The sequence below is a fragment of the Coleofasciculus chthonoplastes PCC 7420 genome, assembly GCF_000155555.1.
Classification (GTDB): domain Bacteria; phylum Cyanobacteriota; class Cyanobacteriia; order Cyanobacteriales; family Coleofasciculaceae; genus Coleofasciculus; species Coleofasciculus chthonoplastes_A.
The window spans coordinates 126,876-144,985 of the sequence record NZ_DS989854.1 but is presented as its reverse complement, the minus strand read 5'-3'; the positions used below and the strand labels follow the sequence as shown (position 1 = coordinate 144,985).

The 18,110-nt window shown below is 44.2% G+C and carries 8 protein-coding genes; 5 read left to right on the top strand and 3 right to left on the bottom strand.

The genetic code is table 11. The features are described 5' to 3' along the window. Window positions 1–24 precede the first annotated feature (24 nt). From MC7420_RS19720 to MC7420_RS43420, 3 genes are all read right to left on the bottom strand, one after another. Window positions 25–1,536, bottom strand: coding sequence for a M50 family metallopeptidase (locus tag MC7420_RS19720; RefSeq protein ID WP_006102524.1), 1,512 nt, complete (start codon window positions 1,534–1,536; stop codon window positions 25–27). A 148-nt stretch (window positions 1,537–1,684) separates the two neighbouring features. Continuing rightward, window positions 1,685–6,448 (bottom strand): S8 family serine peptidase, encoded by a 4,764-nt coding sequence (locus MC7420_RS42705; protein ID WP_232231742.1) that lies wholly within the window; start codon window positions 6,446–6,448, stop codon window positions 1,685–1,687. A gap of 103 nt (window positions 6,449–6,551) precedes the next feature. Further along, entirely contained in the window at window positions 6,552–12,440 is a 5,889-nt protein-coding gene (locus tag MC7420_RS43420; RefSeq protein ID WP_006102484.1) for a calcium-binding protein, read from the bottom strand. Window positions 12,441–12,471: 31 nt separating this feature from the next. Between MC7420_RS43420 and MC7420_RS40010 the strand changes: the two genes are divergently transcribed. From MC7420_RS40010 to MC7420_RS19690, 5 genes are all read left to right on the top strand, one after another. Next, on the top strand, window positions 12,472–12,624 hold the full coding sequence (locus MC7420_RS40010) for a hypothetical protein (RefSeq protein WP_157453242.1): 153 nt from the start codon (window positions 12,472–12,474) through the stop codon (window positions 12,622–12,624). Window positions 12,625–12,806: 182 nt separating this feature from the next. Continuing rightward, window positions 12,807–13,463 carry a sigma-70 family RNA polymerase sigma factor gene (locus MC7420_RS19705; RefSeq protein WP_006102547.1) on the top strand — a complete coding sequence of 219 codons (657 nt, stop codon included), beginning with the start codon at window positions 12,807–12,809 and terminating at the stop codon, window positions 13,461–13,463. Between the two features lie 138 nt (window positions 13,464–13,601). Next, complete coding sequence (locus MC7420_RS19700) at window positions 13,602–14,564, top strand: DUF1822 family protein (protein WP_044208355.1); 963 nt, start codon at window positions 13,602–13,604, stop codon at window positions 14,562–14,564. Between the two features lie 15 nt (window positions 14,565–14,579). Beyond that, window positions 14,580–16,958, top strand: a complete 2,379-nt coding sequence (locus tag MC7420_RS19695) for a CHASE2 domain-containing protein (protein WP_006102459.1) — start codon at window positions 14,580–14,582, stop codon at window positions 16,956–16,958. Window positions 16,959–17,150: 192 nt separating this feature from the next. Then, window positions 17,151–18,110 carry a XamI family restriction endonuclease gene (locus MC7420_RS19690; protein ID WP_044208353.1) on the top strand — a complete coding sequence of 320 codons (960 nt, stop codon included), beginning with the start codon at window positions 17,151–17,153 and terminating at the stop codon, window positions 18,108–18,110.

Genomic DNA, 18,110 nt, shown 5'->3' with positions numbered 1-18,110 from the left:
AAATCTTGTATTCGCTGTTGTCGTTTACCTATTGCCTGTTGCCACTGAACTCTTTCTAGGAAAATAGAAGTAAATTGCCCAGATAAGCAAGAGAAGTAAGGCGGTGGTGGGGATATTTAGGAGAATCCAGTCGGTTATTCTCAAGAAGAGAAACCCGAAGACGAACCAGATATAAGCAAGACTTAAGGGAGCATAAGCGGCGAGAATCCAGGAATCTCTCTGGGTTTCGTTAATGGGTTTACCTGTAATTAGGTGAGCGTAAAAGCTAAAAGCACGGTTACGAAGATTGTTAATTCCTGTTATAGCGACAGCGAGGTAATAGCCATCGAATTTGGCTAGGGGATTGAGATTTAGGGCAATGGTAAATAGACTGGCTATCATGAGTAAATAACTGGTAGTATGGAGCCAATTCCCTGTGGTGGAGAGGTTCCACAACCATAGGGCGATGGCGGCGAGGGTGATTTGGACGAGGATACCTGCGCCAACGACTAGAATTCTTTGCCTGCGTGACAAGCAATAAGAATCGGTGGTATTGGTATAGGCAGCCGGAAACAGGCACATAAATAGGAATCCCATTTCAGGAACAATGCCGCCATACTGTTTTAAGGTGAAGGCATGACCCAGTTCGTGAAGGGTGACGACTAAGGCGGTAAGTAGGATGAAGGGAATAATTAGGGAAGCGCTGTAGTGTTGCCAAAGTTGTTGACCTTGGTAGAGAATTTCTAGGTGTTGGTGGAGTCCAAGAAGGATTGAAAAGGCTAAAAATAGGCAGAGGAAAAAGGCGAAGGGGCGACTGTACAAAAAGCGTAGTTTGTCAATGTGTTGGGTAAGCCAGGGGTCAGGGTTGAATAGGGAAACTTTGAAAAATAATAGCTGCATGGGGGTAAATTTACGCCGACGGGGTTTGGGGGGTTGTGTCCCTTCCAGCATGGCGGTGGCGGTGAGGAGTTGCAGCAGGTAGCGAAGTTTGGGGTTACTGATTTGTTTGGGAGGGAGTGTGGCGAGTTGGTCGATAATGACTTTATCGTGAGGGCTGACTTGGAGAAAGGTGAGAATGGGGATATCTTTCTGTAACAGTCCGCGATGGGTTCCGGCTACTGGGTTGCGGAGAATCCAGTAGTCTTCAGGGTGGTACAGCCAATAGACACCAGATTTGAGGCGAGGAGAGTGGGGATTGGGGATTGAGGATGGAGATGTGTATTGCGGCTGATTGGCTTTCCGGTTCTCTTGGGTTTCATCGAATGCCAAAATCTTGTGACTAATGAGCTTTTGCAGTAAGTTGACAACTAAGTTTGGGTCAGCGTTGGGGAATTCTTGCTGAACGAATTGTTGGATTTGTCTAACTGTATATTGTCCAGTAAAGTAACGTAGAGTGTAGCCTTCGATAGGGGAGAAGCGGAATTTCTCTTGACCTTCTATGGCTCTAAGGATAATGTTATTGGAATCTCGCACTTTTGCTAAAGTCCAGTATTGGGTTAGGTCTGGACAAAGCAAATCCTGATAATTTTCCTGGGTTAGGGAATCTTTGAGAGTCATAACTGAATTAATAGTTCTGTCGAACTGGTGTAAAGGTTAATAATGGAGAGCAATCTTCATTTTGTTAACTGCGAAGCGATCGCTCTCCATATACTCCTTGTGAATACCGACAACACTTATTGATTGCAGGTACTTGACTTGATCACTCTCAAGACTGATTTACTGTGAACCAAATTTCTCCTTGATCCGAGTCACCCCCTCCACGGGAATAAAGTGACCGTCCCTTATATCCAGTGAGATCACCACTGACGCGACCAGTACGTAAATCATAGGTAATATTGATGTCCCTGTTACCTGATTTCGGATCGATATCAATGTGATCATCAGGATTGAACAAGAAGAAAAAGTTGTCTTGGTCGTAAAGTTGAATAGCGATGGGGACAGTCGTGCCGTTGATATACCGACTGTAACTCCAATTACTAGGACTGTAATCATTGTCATTATTGTTCGTCGGACTACGCCACTGGTTACTACCAATAGAGATACGGCTATAGAAATCAGAACCACCAACTGATAAGGGATCGAAGTCACCTTTAACACGATTAACTTTGACAGTTACTGTCGCACCTTTAGTATTATTGATTCTGACATCATCGTAATCATCCAACTTGCCAGTATTACGATTGTTGGATTCATTGGTTTCTGCCACTTCTTTATTCGCATCAACAATCATACCGATGTAGTAGGTATCATCTCCACTCCAATAAGAGTCTCCCAAACTTGGCAACCTTAAGCGTTTGGTTAAGGTTGACGTGCTGCTATTCCCAACGACATTATTAATGCTGTAGCTACCTAGATAGCGATCATGAGGACTCAGACCACTAATATCGGTATTTTTTGAGAGGTAGAATTTAACATCAAAGTCTCCGGAAGAGTTAACCTCGGTATTTTGAATTCTGAAATCAACATCGAAGTAATCTCCAGCTTTTAGGGGTTCTGGGTTCACATTCAAGTACTGACCAGAGAGATCCACTAGCTTAGTATTGTTAATAGGATTTTGACTCCAATAGGCTTGATTAGCACCATCCTCAAGAACTAAATACATGGTCTTTCCAGATTGATCAGCAAAATCCTGAATCCAGCTATTACCGGAACGGTAAGCACCTTTTGCTGGATTTTTTGGATAAATCTCTTGACTGAAACCGTCGATCTTATTGTAAGCTTCCTGGAATAAATGTGGAGCGCGTGACCCATAACCTACGCCCAGAAGTTGAGCTTCGGTCAGAGTTGAGGTTTCTCTAACAAAGTAGACATATAGTGGCAAGTCTGCTGGGGAGGTTGTGTATCCACGATTAGGTTGTGTAGGCTTCCCATTTCTAAGTAAAAAGTAGTCTTGCACCATTTCTGCCTGCCTTTCCCGACCAAACCATGAGTCTAGAAGACCTTTACCATTATTTTTTAATTGTCTAAGTTTGCTTGATCCGCCATATAGATAATCACCTCCTTTAGAAAAATCAACACTATTGCTCTGATATTGCCATACGTGAACCATCTCATGGACAAAAATATCATCAGTAACTATTTCCTTGGGAAAGGCAATAAAGTTGCCTTTCGTTGTAGCATTTGCTCCTTTGCTTGTTCCTCGTGAATTGGTTTCTAATCGAACAACACTGTAGTCAATTGATCCGCCAAATACACTTCTCGCCCAATTAATTTCTTGAGGTTTTAGTGGACGACTATTGAAGTAGTAAAATTCAATAACTGTGTCATATATTTCACGAAAACCTAGAAGCTCTCCCACATAAATTAGATTGCGTCCTAACCATTTACCGAACTCTTCCCAGGTTTTTGCTTTCCCTAACGATTTCCACCATGACACTGCCCAGGGCTTAAAGCTTTTAACAGCTTCCCACAAGCCTTGAACAACTCTTGCTACCCGCTTTGGTAGTTGATTAATCCAGTGTCCGACCCGGTGATAAATTCCCTGGAGTTTATACCAGAGTTGGCGACTAACCCATTTTATGCCATTCCAAATAGGACGAACAATCTTCTTGATCAAGTTACCAATTTGACTAAAAATTTTGAATTTGCCCAGAAACTTGCTGATAGGACTCAGAAGACGACTGCCGATCTGTTTACCAAGTTTTTTAATACCTCCCCAGATTGTGCTAATTCCCTTCTTGATGCCGCTAGTAACTTTATTAACAACCTTTTTGACTCCGCTAACAACCTTATTAACACCCTTCTTGATAGCCTTACCAACTTTTTTGAATGCTCGCTTGAACCAACCCCAACCCGCAGCCCGTTCAGAGGTAAGTTGAGCATCAGGGCTATTGGGATTAGATGGAGTATAAGGAACTGGTTCCTGCTCTAAGCGATTTGGTGTTGTTACAGCAGCTAAACTGACAGCCGCTGTCAAATCCAGCAATCCTGAACCTGTTTCAGCATCACATCCAGACGTGTTTAAGTCTATGGCAGTTGACTTGAGAATTTCAATGACTTGCTGATAGCTTAGGTCAGGATTCGCCGCCCAAATCTGAGAGACTGCCCCGGTAACCTTTGCCGTAGCTACCGATGTTCCTGCCATAATACCAAAACCATTCTTCACGGTAGAGATAGCCGGACTTTCGTCTGAGCCTCCTGAAGCAAGAATATCTAGGCTCTCTCCATAGTTAGAATAGGAAGCTCGTTCAATATCATCAATTAATTCTGTATTTACAATCTCTTCAATTTGAGACTCCAGCAGATCTGTGGCACCTACTGTGATGATGTTATCGAATTCCCGCGAAGCCTGCCCCAAAGCAGAAATACTTCCACCTTGGTTTCCTGCTGCCACTACAAGAAGCACTCCATTTTGACGGGCATACTCAATCGCTGCACGCTCATAGTTTGTTAATTCAAAACGGGTAGTCTCACTGCCATCTGGATTAGTTTTAATTAGATCGAAACTGAGATTAACCACCGCATTCGGTTGATTAGATGCTTTGGTTGCATCGACAAACTCAATTAAGGAATCTGCCCACTGACCAGAACCAACCGCCCGTCCCACCCAGAGAGGTGCATTATCGTTTACTCCATTAATGCCAATGTTATTATCTTGGGTCGCACCAATCAAACCTAGAATATGAGTGCCATGTTCATCACCTTCATTCTTTTGCAATAAAGGATTATTATCCCCATCAATGAAATCTCGTCCTAAGATAATTCGTGAATAGTCAATATCTGGGTTATTACTGCCCAGTCCCGTGTCAATAATACCGATTAACGGTTGGTTATGGGAAGGGAATTCAAACCCATTGGACTCTGTTGGCTCTAAAGGATTTTCCGTGCCGATAAAGTTCAGTGAACCCAATATAGTTTCATCTTCTTCTGAATCAGCAGCTACCTCTACCAGCAAGTCATCCATCAGCGATCGCAGTTCTTGAGTATCAACCTCTGTCGCAATATCAGTTTTAACTTCTGCGAACAAATCTTCTAACTCTTGGAAAGCTGTACTGATATCGTTTGGCAATTCTGATACTTCATCTGCGATCGCCATTTTTAGTTCATCCAGATCCCCTTTGAGTTGATCGATTCCCTGGTTGAGTTCCTCCGGTATTTGAATTAGTTCATCTAGCTCTTGAGGGTATACCTCACTTAGTTCTGCAAGTTTTCCGTCTAGCGTAGTTTCAAAATTACTCAGGGCATTCTCTAAATCTTGAGGCAATATGTCAGAAAAATCTTCAAATGTTCGCTTCAATTCATCAGGCAAACCCGTAATCTCTTGTTCTAAAATAGTGGTTAATTTTTCTTCTGCAACATTAACATCCTCTGGTAGTTTAGCCAAAGCATTATCGAGAATGTTTTCGGGACTTTCCAAGGCAAGGTCTAATTTTTCTGGGAAAGAATCAATTTCTGTTTTTTCAATCTGGTCGAACTGATCTAGCCCATTGTCGATCTCCTCAAACAACTCTGTCTGTAAGTTGTCTAACTCCACTTCAAATACAGATTCTTCTGTATAGTTGATTAAATCTCGCCCTAGTTTGCTTTCTCGCCAATCGTCACCTTCAATGACATCATCTAAATCTACTGCTTCTCCAGTAGCACCTCTGACCTGGAAAATTAAATCGTTATAATCTAGGTCTGACCCCGTATCAACCCGCCAGTCTTCCATCACGAACGTATTACCATCCCCTGTCACATCGGCAATTTGCCCAACATGAAATGCATCATCTGGGTTAGCCGTTGCTAAAGAGAACAATGGACGTACTACACCCTCAATTTCGGGGTTATCAAAAACCTGCTGCACTTGACCATTGGGTACTAACATAAAGCCAAACTTATCCCCAGGGCGCATCACAAATGACTTCGCACCGAGATAGTCCCCAGCATTTTGATCGCTTTCCCCAAGCTGTCCACTAAATTTTGCTCCTTCTGTTTGATCAGAAATGACAATGTGACCTAATTCAGAATTACTTAAAGCACGACTACTGGCTTCCAAGATAAAGTCTTCTGAACCCGGTTCAAACTGATCCATCCCCTCTAAACTGAAGATGGCTAATTCTCCTTTGTAGCTACCGCCATCAAAGAGAAAGTCAACTTGAACTTGGCCGCTGTCACCAACTGTGAAAACTCCAGATTCAAAGGTGGGATTAGGGTTCTCTAATGTAACTACGTTTAGCGGTTTTTCTATTTCAGATACCTCCTCGGCGATAAAAGGAATCTCCTCTAATTCTTCATCTGGAATAGAATTGTCCAGAATACTGTCAGGCAAGATATCATCAATCTCTGGGATAGGCACTTGATCCAATGGGTCAGAGGATAGTTCAACTCCCGCTATATCAGGGGTATCATCCATACTATCCACCAGACCACTGGGAGTTAAAATGGGTTCTAGTACAAAGGTTTCTCTCTGTACTTTGGCTTGAGTTGATTGAGGTTGGAATCCCTTTGCAGATGGACGCTTTTTGGAGAAGAAATTGAGTATATGCACGATAAACACACCTTATTCAATACAGTAAATACAGTCAAAAGTTCTCTGGGTTGAAATTTTTACAAGTTCTCTAAAATCTGAGTCAGGATTTGCGGAATGTGGGTTAGATAACAGCGAAATCCCAAAAGGAGAGAGTATCAGATTGCACCGCAACCAATGAGGTTAATAATTCCCCATTCTCTTGGATGCGAATTTCAGTATTTTCAGCATTGTTACCGCTACCTTGAGTAATTGTTAGATCCTCAAAGGTTAAACCATTGGCTAATCCGAGATAATCAAACCCAACCGTAAAGTCAAAGATGGTGTCCTCTCCCATACCAGCCTCTAGTACGAACATATCCCGACCCGTACCGCTATAGAGTAGATCTTGACCTAGACCACCGTTGAGAATATTGTCACCCTCACCTGCGTAGAGTTGGTCGTTTCCATTACCACCGATGAGTTCGTCATTCCCAGTATTGCCGTAGAGGGTATCGTCCCCATCGCCACCTTCAAGGTAATCATCTCCGGCTTGTCCAAACAGGATATCGATTCCATTTCCACCGACTAGGTAGTCGTTACCAGCGCCAGCATCAATTGTATCGTTACCCTCTTGACCTTGGAGATAGTCGTCTCCGTCACCACCTGTGAGTTGGTCATCACCTAAACCGCCTTCGAGATAGTCATTACCAACGCCAGCATCAATAGTATCATCGCCATCTTGACCGTAAAGCTGATCATTGCCATCACCACCTGCAAGTTGGTCATCGCCGAAACCGCCTTCTAAATAGTCATCACCTAGACCAGCATCGATAATATCGTTACCCTCTTCACCGTAGAGAAGATCATTACCATCACCACCGCTGAGTTGGTCGTTGTTGGCTCCACCATAGAGGTTATCATTGCCAGCATCTCCATTGAGGATGTCTTCCCCATCTTGACCGTAGAGATAATCGTTACCATCACCACCTGTGAGTTGGTCGTTACCTAAACCACCTTCGAGGTAGTCATTACCAACGCCAGCATTGATAGTATCATCGCCATCTTGACCGTAAAGCTGATCATTGCCATCGCCACCGATGAGTTGGTCATTTCCTGAACCCGCATCTAGGTAATCATTTCCTGATTGTCCTAAGAGTTTATCGGCGTCATCGCCACCCCAGAGGAAATCATCACCAGTGCCGCCATCAAGGTAATCGCGACCTTGTTGACCGTAAAGTTGGTCATCCCCATCACCGGCTTCGAGTCGGTCGTCACCGATACCGCCATCCAGGTAATCCTGACCCTGTTGACCGTAAAGGCGATCGCTTCCTTGTTTACCATAGATGAAATCGTCTCCTAATCCACCATCGAGGAAGTCGTGACCGTCTTCGCCATCAAGGGTATCATAGCCTTCCTGACCATAGATGCGATCGTTCCCCTGGTTCCCATAGAGTTCGTCGTTGTCTAACCCGCCATCCAGATAGTCATCTCCTGTGCCACCCTTGAGGATATCTTCGCCTTGTTGACCGTAAAGGCGATCCTTTCCTTCACCACCGTCTAATTGGTCGTCACCTTTACCGCCATCGAGGTAATCATTTCCGGCTTGTCCTAAGAGGATATCATTATGATCGCCTCCCCAAAGGGAATCATTTCCGGTTTCGCCATCAAGGGTATCTTTACCCTGTTGACCATAGAGTTGGTCATTCCCGTCGCCACCTGTAAGTTGGTCATGACCCTTACCCCCATCTAAGAGGTCATTTCCGGCATTTCCATTAAGGGTATCATTGCCGTTGTCACCATAGAGTCGGTCATTTCCCTCTTCGCCTGTGAGTTGGTCATTTCCGTTACCCCCGTCGAGGTAATCGTTTCCGGTATTTCCATTCAGGGTATCATTACCGTTTTGACCATAGAGTTGGTCATCTCCATCACCACCACTGAGGATGTCATCACTGTTCCCGCCATCAAGTAAGTCATCCCCGATTCCGCCACTCAGGGTATCTGCACCAGATTGACTGTAGAGTTGGTCGTTCCCCTCACCACCAGTGAGTTGGTCATCTCCTACGCCACCTTCAAGGTAATCGTTACCAGCATTACCGTCTAAGGTATCGTTTCCTTTGTGTCCATACAGTTGATCATTGCCATCACCGCCATCAAGGAAGTCATCGCCTGCTTGACCTTTGAGGAGATCTTCTCCAGCTTGTCCGTAAAGTGTATCATTCCCATCACCTGCAAATAAGCGATCGCTCCCATCACCCCCATCAAGTACGTCGTCTCCTGCTTTTGCGTAAATTAGGTCATCGCCAGCTAATCCACTCAGGGTATTATTGATACTATTGCCGATGAGTAAGTCTTCGTAGTCTGAGCCTTCCAGGTTTTCAATAGCTTCGATGCGATCGCCTTTGGCATCTCCTACCCAGCCTTTCCCGGTGGTGAGGCTAACGGCGACACGGGAGGCGGCGGTGAAATAGGAGGCGGTATCGTTTCCTTCGCCACCATTGAGGCTATCTGCATCCTTACCACCAACTAGGAAGTCGTTACCGTTTTCTGCGAATAGGGTATCTTGACCTTCTTCACCGAAGATGATATCGTCGCCATTTCTGGCTTCTACCCAGTCGTCCCCAGTTCCGGTAATGATGGTATTGGCATTAGCATCACCAATCAAGCGATCGCTGGAATTGGAACCAATGACATTTTCTACATTATATAGTTGGTCGCTGTTACCCCAACCATCGGTAGCTATTCCCTGCTCTAGGTTAACAGTAACAGCATTGGGATCTCGGCGGTAACTGATGGTATCTAGTCCGGCTCCACCATCTAGGATATCATTCCCAGAATTGCCAATTAAAACATCATTACCGCCTAATCCTTCTAGGTGGTTATTCTGAGCATTTCCGATGATTACATCGTCATCTTGGGAAGCCAGAATGTTTTCGATATTTCTGAGAATATCAGTAGTACCAAATCCATCGCTGGCTGTACCTGGGTTAATCGTAAATGCGGGTTCGATATCGGTGGGAATGGGGGTGGTGGAGAGGATGGTAGTGTGAAAAGATCCACCTGGATTGCTGTAGCTGTTAATTTCATCCAGGTTGATTACGACACTATTCAGGGAGTTGGTAAAGCTGACGGTATCGATATCATCACCGCCATCTAATACATCGTTTCCGGCTTCTCCCATGAGGAAATCATCACCAGCTTCACCATATAATTGGTCGTCACCCGCACCACCTTTAATACTATCGTTCCCGGCTCCAGCGGTAATATGATTAGCTTGGCTATCTCCAGTGATTTGGTCATCTAAGGCAGAACCGATAATATTTTCTATGTTCAAGAATGTATCGGTACTTCCGTAGCCATCAGTGGCTTGGTTTTCAGCTAAGTTTACAGTAACGGCACTGGGGTCATAATGGTAGCTGATGGTATCTATTCCTGCACCACCATCGATTGTATCGTTACCGCTATTGCCAATTAGTAAGTCATTGCCATCTAAACTTTGGATGGAGTTGGCTTGAAGATTACCAATTATGACATCATCGAATGGAGAACCAATGATATCTTCTAAATTTTTCAGGGTATCTGTCGTGCCAAAACCATCAGCAGCAGTACCAGCTTGAATGGTGAAGTTGGGTTCGATAGCGATGGGTAAAGTATTATCGGGATTTGAGTAACCGAGTACCTCGTCACTATTGACGATTACACCATTGGGGGAATTTTCGTAACTGACTGTATCTATCCCTTCGCCGCCATCAATTAGATCGTTCCCGGCTTCTCCCATGAGAAAATCATTATCAGATCCACCATAGAGGCTGTCGTCTCCTAAACCGCCTTTGATGGTGTCAATATCTTCACCCCCATCAATGGTGTCATTGCCTGCACCACCAGTAATTAAATCATCTCCGGCTTCACCGTGAATCTCATCGTTACCGCTACCCCCATCAATGGTGTCATTTCCTTCAGCGCCAGGTGCGGCAGGTGTGCGAACGTCAATAATGTCAAAGGAGGAATCCCCCCAAATAATGTCATTGCCTTCATCACCGTTAATGATGTCATGGTTTCCGCCACCACCAATAGTGTCATTGCCTGCGCCACCGGAAATTGTGTCTTCTCCAGGATTGCCACTATCACCACTCAGGACATCGTTACCTGTGCCTCCGTCTATTTTGTCGTTATCTCCGCCGCCTGTAATGTGGTCATTTCCAGCACTTCCCTCAAGCACATCATCTCCAGACTCTCCATGAATGGTATCGCCGCCAGCACCGCCAGTGAGAGTATCGTTACTAGCTCCACCAATAATGGAAGAACCTTGAGTAGTATCAACTGAAGAATTGATGAATTGGATAGTGTCATTATTTAAACCGCCTTCTAGACTAGACTTTGTTAAAACTCCATCCAAAGTGATTGTTGAACTTTCATCGCCACCGATAAATTCAATACTTGTAAAAGCTCCTATTGGTGTTCCTAGTCCAAATCGTTGAGTGATACCGTTGGCAGTAATATCAATTACTTCACTTCCAGCTTCTCCACCGATATGTTTAAATAGGAAATTGTCACTTAGATTTGCCTGAATCTCAAGCGTGCCCGTGGAGCTAATACTTGCTAGATCTTGCATAATATTAAACTTAATACCACCTCTATCAGTCGATGGCTCTCCTTCAAAGTAAAAGAGGTTGTATTCAGGATTTCGGGAATATGCAATGCTAGGGTCTTCACGATCAACAAGCTTGTCGTTTGTGACATCGTATAAAAGCTTTAAACTTTTCTCACCTGTATTGCCGTTGACATCAACATGATCGTCGGGAAGCAAGATTGTGGGATCGCTTTCCCATATTTCAATTTTGATAGGAATATAGGATGTAACATGAGGATTGTAATGTACTGTGTTACCAAATATCCAGTCTGGATAAACTGGGCTATTGTCGCTAGACGCTTTTTCTTTCCCTGATGTGAAATCAGCATCATCAACTTGAACCTTTGCATAGAAGTTTGGAGAACCATCTCCTATACCGTCTTCATCAAGTGCAACAATTTCATTGATAATGACGCTGACGTTGGTTTCTTTCAGGGGTGGAAGAGTATAATTTTGTGCTGCACCATAGTTGACATTCCAACCACTATCTCTCAGAGCTGCAATTGTCAGTTGACTAACTGGAGCAGATGAAGAGTTTAGTAATGGTGACATTAATTCATTAGTAAAGATGGACTCACGCCAATGGGAATAATTAGACCCTGGTCCCATAGCAATTTCTAAAGGAACAGCAGTTGGTTGGTATGTACCCAGTAACTCTCCATATGCCCAGCCTGCATGACTATTAGCTTTATAAGTACCTTTTCGCTTATCAGAATACTTGCTAACTAATTTAAGGCTATGCCCTATTTCATGAGCCACTAGAGCAACATTTGAAATATAGCTACTCAGTACGTCAGTATTGAGTCTCACAAGATTTCCTCCAAGAGGAGCATTAGCAAGGGTGCTATTGTTATTAAAAGATTCTCCAATTACCCGAATCTTCTTATCTGAACCATACGGGATGATGCTTTCCCATAACTGAGCCGCTTGCTCAAACGTTTGCATAAGGGTAGCTGCACTCCCAGTAAATGCACTGAGTGTATCTTCAAAATCAAACTCGAAATCAAGCTCAAACTTCTTGTCATCTTCTGACTTGGCTTGAAAATCTGTAGATAACGTATAGTTTGAAACTTGGTTATTGTAGCTCATTACTTGGACAAAGTAGTCCTTGCTTAGATCGTCTATAAAATAACGAATTGACTCTTTTTTTATTCCACGCTCCCACTGCCAAGCAACGATTTCGTCATTAAATTTGTCGATTTTTCCATTACCGTTAACATCCTTAATCAATCGAACATCTGCATCTCCTGTCAAGTTTTTTAGGTTTGCTTTGAATATTCCTGATTCAGTAAATTGTAGTTTAAAAAAATCAGAATGGTTAATTGGATTCACTTGACCATTTTGAGTGAAACCATCTATATCTTGAATTGAAATCACCCCTTGTATATTGTTATAATCAGTCATCCTTGTTCTCCTTTTTATTTGCAACAGTTAGATGTTTGTGTTAATTTTAGACATCGGAATTTATGCCAATATCCTACTCGGTTGGCTAAACGTGAAACGCCTTGGTCAAAAATTAGAGAGTCAGTGGCAGGCGATCGCACATTCCAGTCTGAACAATCGCCACACCCAACTTATAAAGCTATAGGGCTGGCAAACACAGTTTTCGCAAAATCAGTCAAAAAATTTTTTTTCGCGCCACTTTACGAAAACTCCCATCCCCACCCCTATAACTGAGTAGTGCTGAATTAAGGCATCGATTAAACCCTATACTTGACTCAAACAATGACAAGTGGCATCCAATGCCTCTGCCACCTCGGTCAATTCACCATGAGTACATTAAATGAAACCTTAAAACAACTGGTCGCTGATGCTTGCACCTATCCCCCAGGAAGTTCGGCACGACAACGGTGCATCCAAGAAATCTACCGCCAGGTGATCAAGTCCGGCAAACTCTGGAACGAAAACACGCCTTACTATGAGGATGCCCTCCAGGAAACCTGGGAATACTGTTGCCAGCACTTGGAGGACTATGACCCAAATCTCAGTGCTGTGACGACTTGGATTGATAACTGCCTGAAGCGGACGCTGCGGAGATGGCGCGATCGCCAAAATCGAGAAAAACAACGGCAAACCCTACCCATTTCGACTGATAATGATACCCCAATTGACCCCATTGACAATCTAGCCGCCAATCCAGGTTCCAGCCAAGCCCTACAAATGTGGCAGACAACCATGACCTGGGTACAAGATGATCCAGATGGGAAATTACAGCAAACCTGTTTCCGCAAGCGCCCTGAAATCAATGCCCAAGTTCTCTTCCTCAAACGCTTTCCCTCAGAAACTCCCTGGCAGGATATTGCCGATGAATTCAACCTCAATCCCGCCGAAGCCAAGGACTTACCTAAATTTTACAATCGCAACTGTCGCCCCCTCCTACGAGAATTTGGCGTTGCCCAAGGATACCTAGAAGAAAAGACCAAGTAACCATTAGACCTCTGGCAAAAGTAAAAATAAAATCTTTTTTCGTACCTTTTCCCTTAAAATACATTGCCTATTCCCCATTCCCTATTCCCCATTCCCGACTTCTGCAAGAAGTCTATTAACGATAACAAGGTAACAATTATGATTGAACCGATTCAAGCACAGGAGGATGTGGCTGTACCCATCTTAATTACTCACAAAGCGCGACAAATTGCCCATCAATTTGCTCAGGAGCAACCGGATGAAACCAAAGCCAAACAAGTCTATCGAAATACACTTGCTGTTTGTTTAGTCAACAACTATTTTAAAATCCTTGGGATTCCATCTGATCCTTCCCACTGCGATAGTTGGAACCCTCTAATGCGGATGACCGCTAATGTAGCAGATTTGGATGTGATGGGTAAAGGACGCATTGAATGTCGCCCCATTTCTGCCTTTGAGCGGGAGACGACTTCCGTATGCTATATACCTACAGAGGTGCAGGATGAGCGCATTGCTTATATCGTGGTACAAATTGAACCCGAACAGTCAGAAGCCCTCATTCTCGGCTTTGTGGAGTACGTCGATAGTGAAGAACTGCCCTTACATCGTCTCCGTCCAATCTCTGATTTACCCCTGTATCTCGACAATCTGACTGAACGATTCACCCAACTCACCCACTGGCTGCACGGTCAAATTGAAGCGGGCTGGCAAACCCTGGATGAAATTCTGGGCATCTCATTGATGAACTATGCATGGCGAAATACTCGTTCACTTGCAGCCGAAGCTACGACACCGAATTTATCTCCTGTGGTGCGAGGCAAAATTGTGGAAGTCCCGATTCAGCAGGGGATGGAACCGATTGTTTTAGTTACTGAACTCATGCCTAAGTCAGAGGTAGATTTAGGCATTGCACTCAAGATTTGTCCCCCAACCAAACAGGAATTCCTGCCTGTCGGCTTGGATATGACTGTCCTGGATGCGGTGGGTGAAGCGGTGATGCATACCCAAGCACGAGCTGAAAACCGCATGATTGAGCTAGGCTTTGACGCAGAACCAGGCGATCGCTTTTCTCTGCGAATCGAACTAGGAGATGTGACAATTAATGAGGCATTTGTGGTCTGAGTTAGGCACACTCCCATGAGTAAACTGGCTGTACTGGAACTGAGGGGCGACCTAAATCATCAGGGCTTTTATGTTACTCTGCGTATAGGTCAGGGTGATTTAGCCTCTAGCATAACCCTAGATCGCACACTCCCGCCTTCGACGCTTCTATCAGAGCATCTAACCCAGTGGCAGCAAGATTATCGACGCCTTTCAACTCCTAGCCGTGCCCTCAAGCCTTCCAAAATTAGAGTTAACGGTAAGATTGATCCGATAGAAGCCTGTACAGAATCGGCTCAACGGTTGGAACAGCAGTTTCAGCGTTGGTTACGCTCTGACTCGTTTCGTGATATTGATTTACAACTGCGACAAGCGTTGATGCCTGATGAGTTGGTTCAGGTATTAATTCGCACGGCTAATGCTGAGGCTCAAGCTCTCCCCTGGCATTTGTGGGACTTTATTGAGCAATATCCTAAAGCAGAAATTGCCTTGAGTAGTCTGGGTTCATCTCCCTGTTCTGCTAAGAGGAATTCAGCGGCTTCAGAGCCGAATCAGGTGAACATTTTGGCAGTGTTAGGCGATCGCACCAATATCGATGTGGAGAGTGATCAGCAAACCTTAAATGAGTTACCTGGAGCCAAGGTGGAATTTCTGCCGGAACCGACTCACCAAGAACTCCATGATAAGTTATATGAAAAATCCTGGCATATTCTATTTTTTGCGGGACACAGTGAGACTCAAGCACAGAGACAGGGGATACTGCGGCTCAACTCCACGACTCATCTAACCATTGATCAGGTGCGGTATGGGGTACAAAGAGCGATCGCCAATGGTCTACAACTGGCGATTTTTAATTCTTGTGATGGGTTGGGGTTAGCTCAGGCTCTGGCAGATTTGCAATTACCTCATATTATTGTCATGCGAGAAGTTGTGCCGGACTGTGTAGCCCAGCAATTTCTGAAGTATTTTCTACAGGAGTTTTCTCAAGGGCAATCATTGCATCTAGCTCAGAGGGAAGCACGGCAACGGTTACTGGGTATGGAGAAAGTCTATCCCTGCGCCAGTTGGTTGCCTGTAATATTCCAGCCGTCTGCGGCAAAACCATTGAGTTGGTTGGATTTGATCAAGCCAGAGGATGAAGGCATCTTTGATCAAACCGTTGCAGTTCCCACCCAAAAAGCTCAAACCTTTTCCCTAGGGGTGAAGCTGGGGACTGCATTTGTTTGCGGTGCGCTGGTATCAAGTGTGGTGGTGGGAATAAGAGCGCTGGGATGGCTTCAAGGATGGGAACTTAAAGCTTTTGATCATCTTATCCGGGTTCGACCCGGACAATCTATTCCAGATCATCGAATTTTGGTTGTGGCGATTGGAGAGGAGGATATTCAGTATCAGCGTAATCAAGGGATGGAGATGGAGGGGTCTTTATCCGATGAGGCGTTGCTGGCACTACTGCAAAAGATTTCACCCCATCAACCTAGTTTTATTGGCTTGGATATTATTCACGATTTTCCATTCAGTAAACAGTTACAGTCTCATCTGAAAAAACAGAAGTTAATTGCAATCTGTCAAGCTAAAAGCTTTACCAGCGATCTTCCAGGAGTCAAGCCACCGACTCCAGATTTTCCGGTTGAGCAATTAGGGTTTAATAATGTTCCTCTTGATCGTGATGGTGTCATTCGACGCCAGTTTTTGGGTATGCCGTCTGATGAATATTGCCCAACCCAACAATCTTTTGGTTTTCGTATTGCTCAAAACTATCTGGAAAATAGTCATGGCATCAAAAAGGAGTGGATAACAGTATCCCCTCACAGAAATAAAAGGATTCAGCTTGGTTCACAGACTTTTGGGCGTCTTGAAGGTCATGCAGGGGGTTATCAACTATCTCAAGGTGATGCTGGTGGTTATCAGGTGTTGGTTGATTACCAGGCAGTTCGTCCAAAACAAGTCAATTTAAGGGAAATCTTAAGCGGTTCCCTAGACTCTCAACTAGCAGGATTGGTTCGCGATCGCATTATTTTAATTGGCGTCGTCAATCCCAATATCGATACTCATTTAACCCCTTACAGCAAAGGACTTCAAGCCGAAGCAATGCCGGGAGTGGTTGTGCAAGCCCAGATGATTAGCCAAATCATTAGCGCTGCACTTGGAGAACGTCCTCTACTATCCTGGTGGGCTGAATGGGCAGAACTGCTGTGGATTGGGAGTTGGGCATGGGTGGGAGCAATTGTTGTGGTAGGAGGGCGATCGCTTTATATACAAATGGTCGGAGTATTAATTAGTTTAATTTTACTTTGGGGTGTATGTCTATTTCTGCTTGTTCAGGGATGGTGGGTGCCTCTGGTTCCTTCAGCACTAGCATTGGGGATAACTGCGGTTAGCGTCTTGGGTTTGTACCATCTGTACAGTGACGAATGATATAACCTAGAGCCACTAAATGCTGCAACAGACAATTGACTAGCGCCAGTGCGATCGCTCTTTCAGCCGTAGGGTGCGTTGCTGCAAGGCAAACGCACCTTTCCAATCATTCTTTATTGTTTGTCTAACTATCCAGAACGGTGTTAGCTGGCATAATAGAGCCTGGAGTAAGTTGTCTCGTCAATCACTTTAATGGCAGTCAATCTCGATAAACCTCATCTTTGGAAAGCAGATATTTCACAGTCGGTAGATATGTATAATGACTGGTTTATGAATTTCGCTCCCAGTGCATTTCGGGAAACGAGGGTTGAGGTTACTAAGGATGTTGAAGCAACACTCAGGGCAACAGAAAACTTGACGAACGTTACCCCTGAGATTTTTCGGAGATATCCTGGAATACTACCTACTTTAAGAATGTCAACTTGCCCACCTCTTGCGGTTGATCGACTAATTGGTCTTGCATCAGTTCCAAGTAGTCTTGTAAAAAGAATGGAGAAAGAGAAAAAATTGCCCATACGGCTTCAAGGAAATGCCTTAGACATTGAACTTCGGAAAATTGGCAAAATCATAGAGAGAATGGCTGATCCAGATATTTTTACTTGGCTCAACCGATCTGAATCTCCTTCACAGACCGACATATACCGTGCTGCTACGATTGTGGCAGATCGCCTTTGTGGCTCAGTCACTAATCCAATTATCCGTAATGCTCAAGAACGAAGACAGCTAGCAGCGATCCAAAACTGGCTAGAAACCCGCCAGTATCGGAAATTGGTAGGACAAGATGGTGTAAAATTTGATCAAATGCCCCCTGGAACCTTTTGTTTTCGGATGAATGTGCCTATAAATCTAGAAACAGGAAAGGTAATTAATATACCCGTTGATGTTGCGATCAAGCCAAAGTCCTCCTCAATGGATGAGTTGCCTGTTTTTCTGGAGGCTAAATCTGCTGGAGACTTCACCAATGTCAATAAAAGGCGGAAAGAAGAGGCAATTAAAATGTCTCAACTACGAAGTACATACGGCGATCAAGTACAATTTAACTTATTCTTATGTGGTTATTTCGATAGCGGTTACTTAGGATATGAAGCGGCTGAAGGAATTGATTGGGTCTGGGAACATAGAATTGACGATTTAGCTGGATTTGGTTTGTAA

What these genes read in the sequence shown, in the direction of transcription:
- MC7420_RS19705 (WP_006102547.1), top strand. Translation starts at nt 12,807, where the DNA reads ATGAGTACATTAAATGAAACCTTAAAACAACTGGTCGCTGATGCTTGC.
- MC7420_RS19720 (WP_006102524.1), bottom strand. Translation starts at nt 1,536, where the DNA reads ATGACTCTCAAAGATTCCCTAACCCAGGAAAATTATCAGGATTTGCTT.
- MC7420_RS40010 (WP_157453242.1), top strand. Translation starts at nt 12,472, where the DNA reads ATGTTTGTGTTAATTTTAGACATCGGAATTTATGCCAATATCCTACTC.
- MC7420_RS19695 (WP_006102459.1), top strand. Translation starts at nt 14,580, where the DNA reads ATGAGTAAACTGGCTGTACTGGAACTGAGGGGCGACCTAAATCATCAG.
- MC7420_RS19700 (WP_044208355.1), top strand. Translation starts at nt 13,602, where the DNA reads ATGATTGAACCGATTCAAGCACAGGAGGATGTGGCTGTACCCATCTTA.
- MC7420_RS19690 (WP_044208353.1), top strand. Translation starts at nt 17,151, where the DNA reads ATGGCAGTCAATCTCGATAAACCTCATCTTTGGAAAGCAGATATTTCA.
- MC7420_RS43420 (WP_006102484.1), bottom strand. Translation starts at nt 12,440, where the DNA reads ATGACTGATTATAACAATATACAAGGGGTGATTTCAATTCAAGATATA.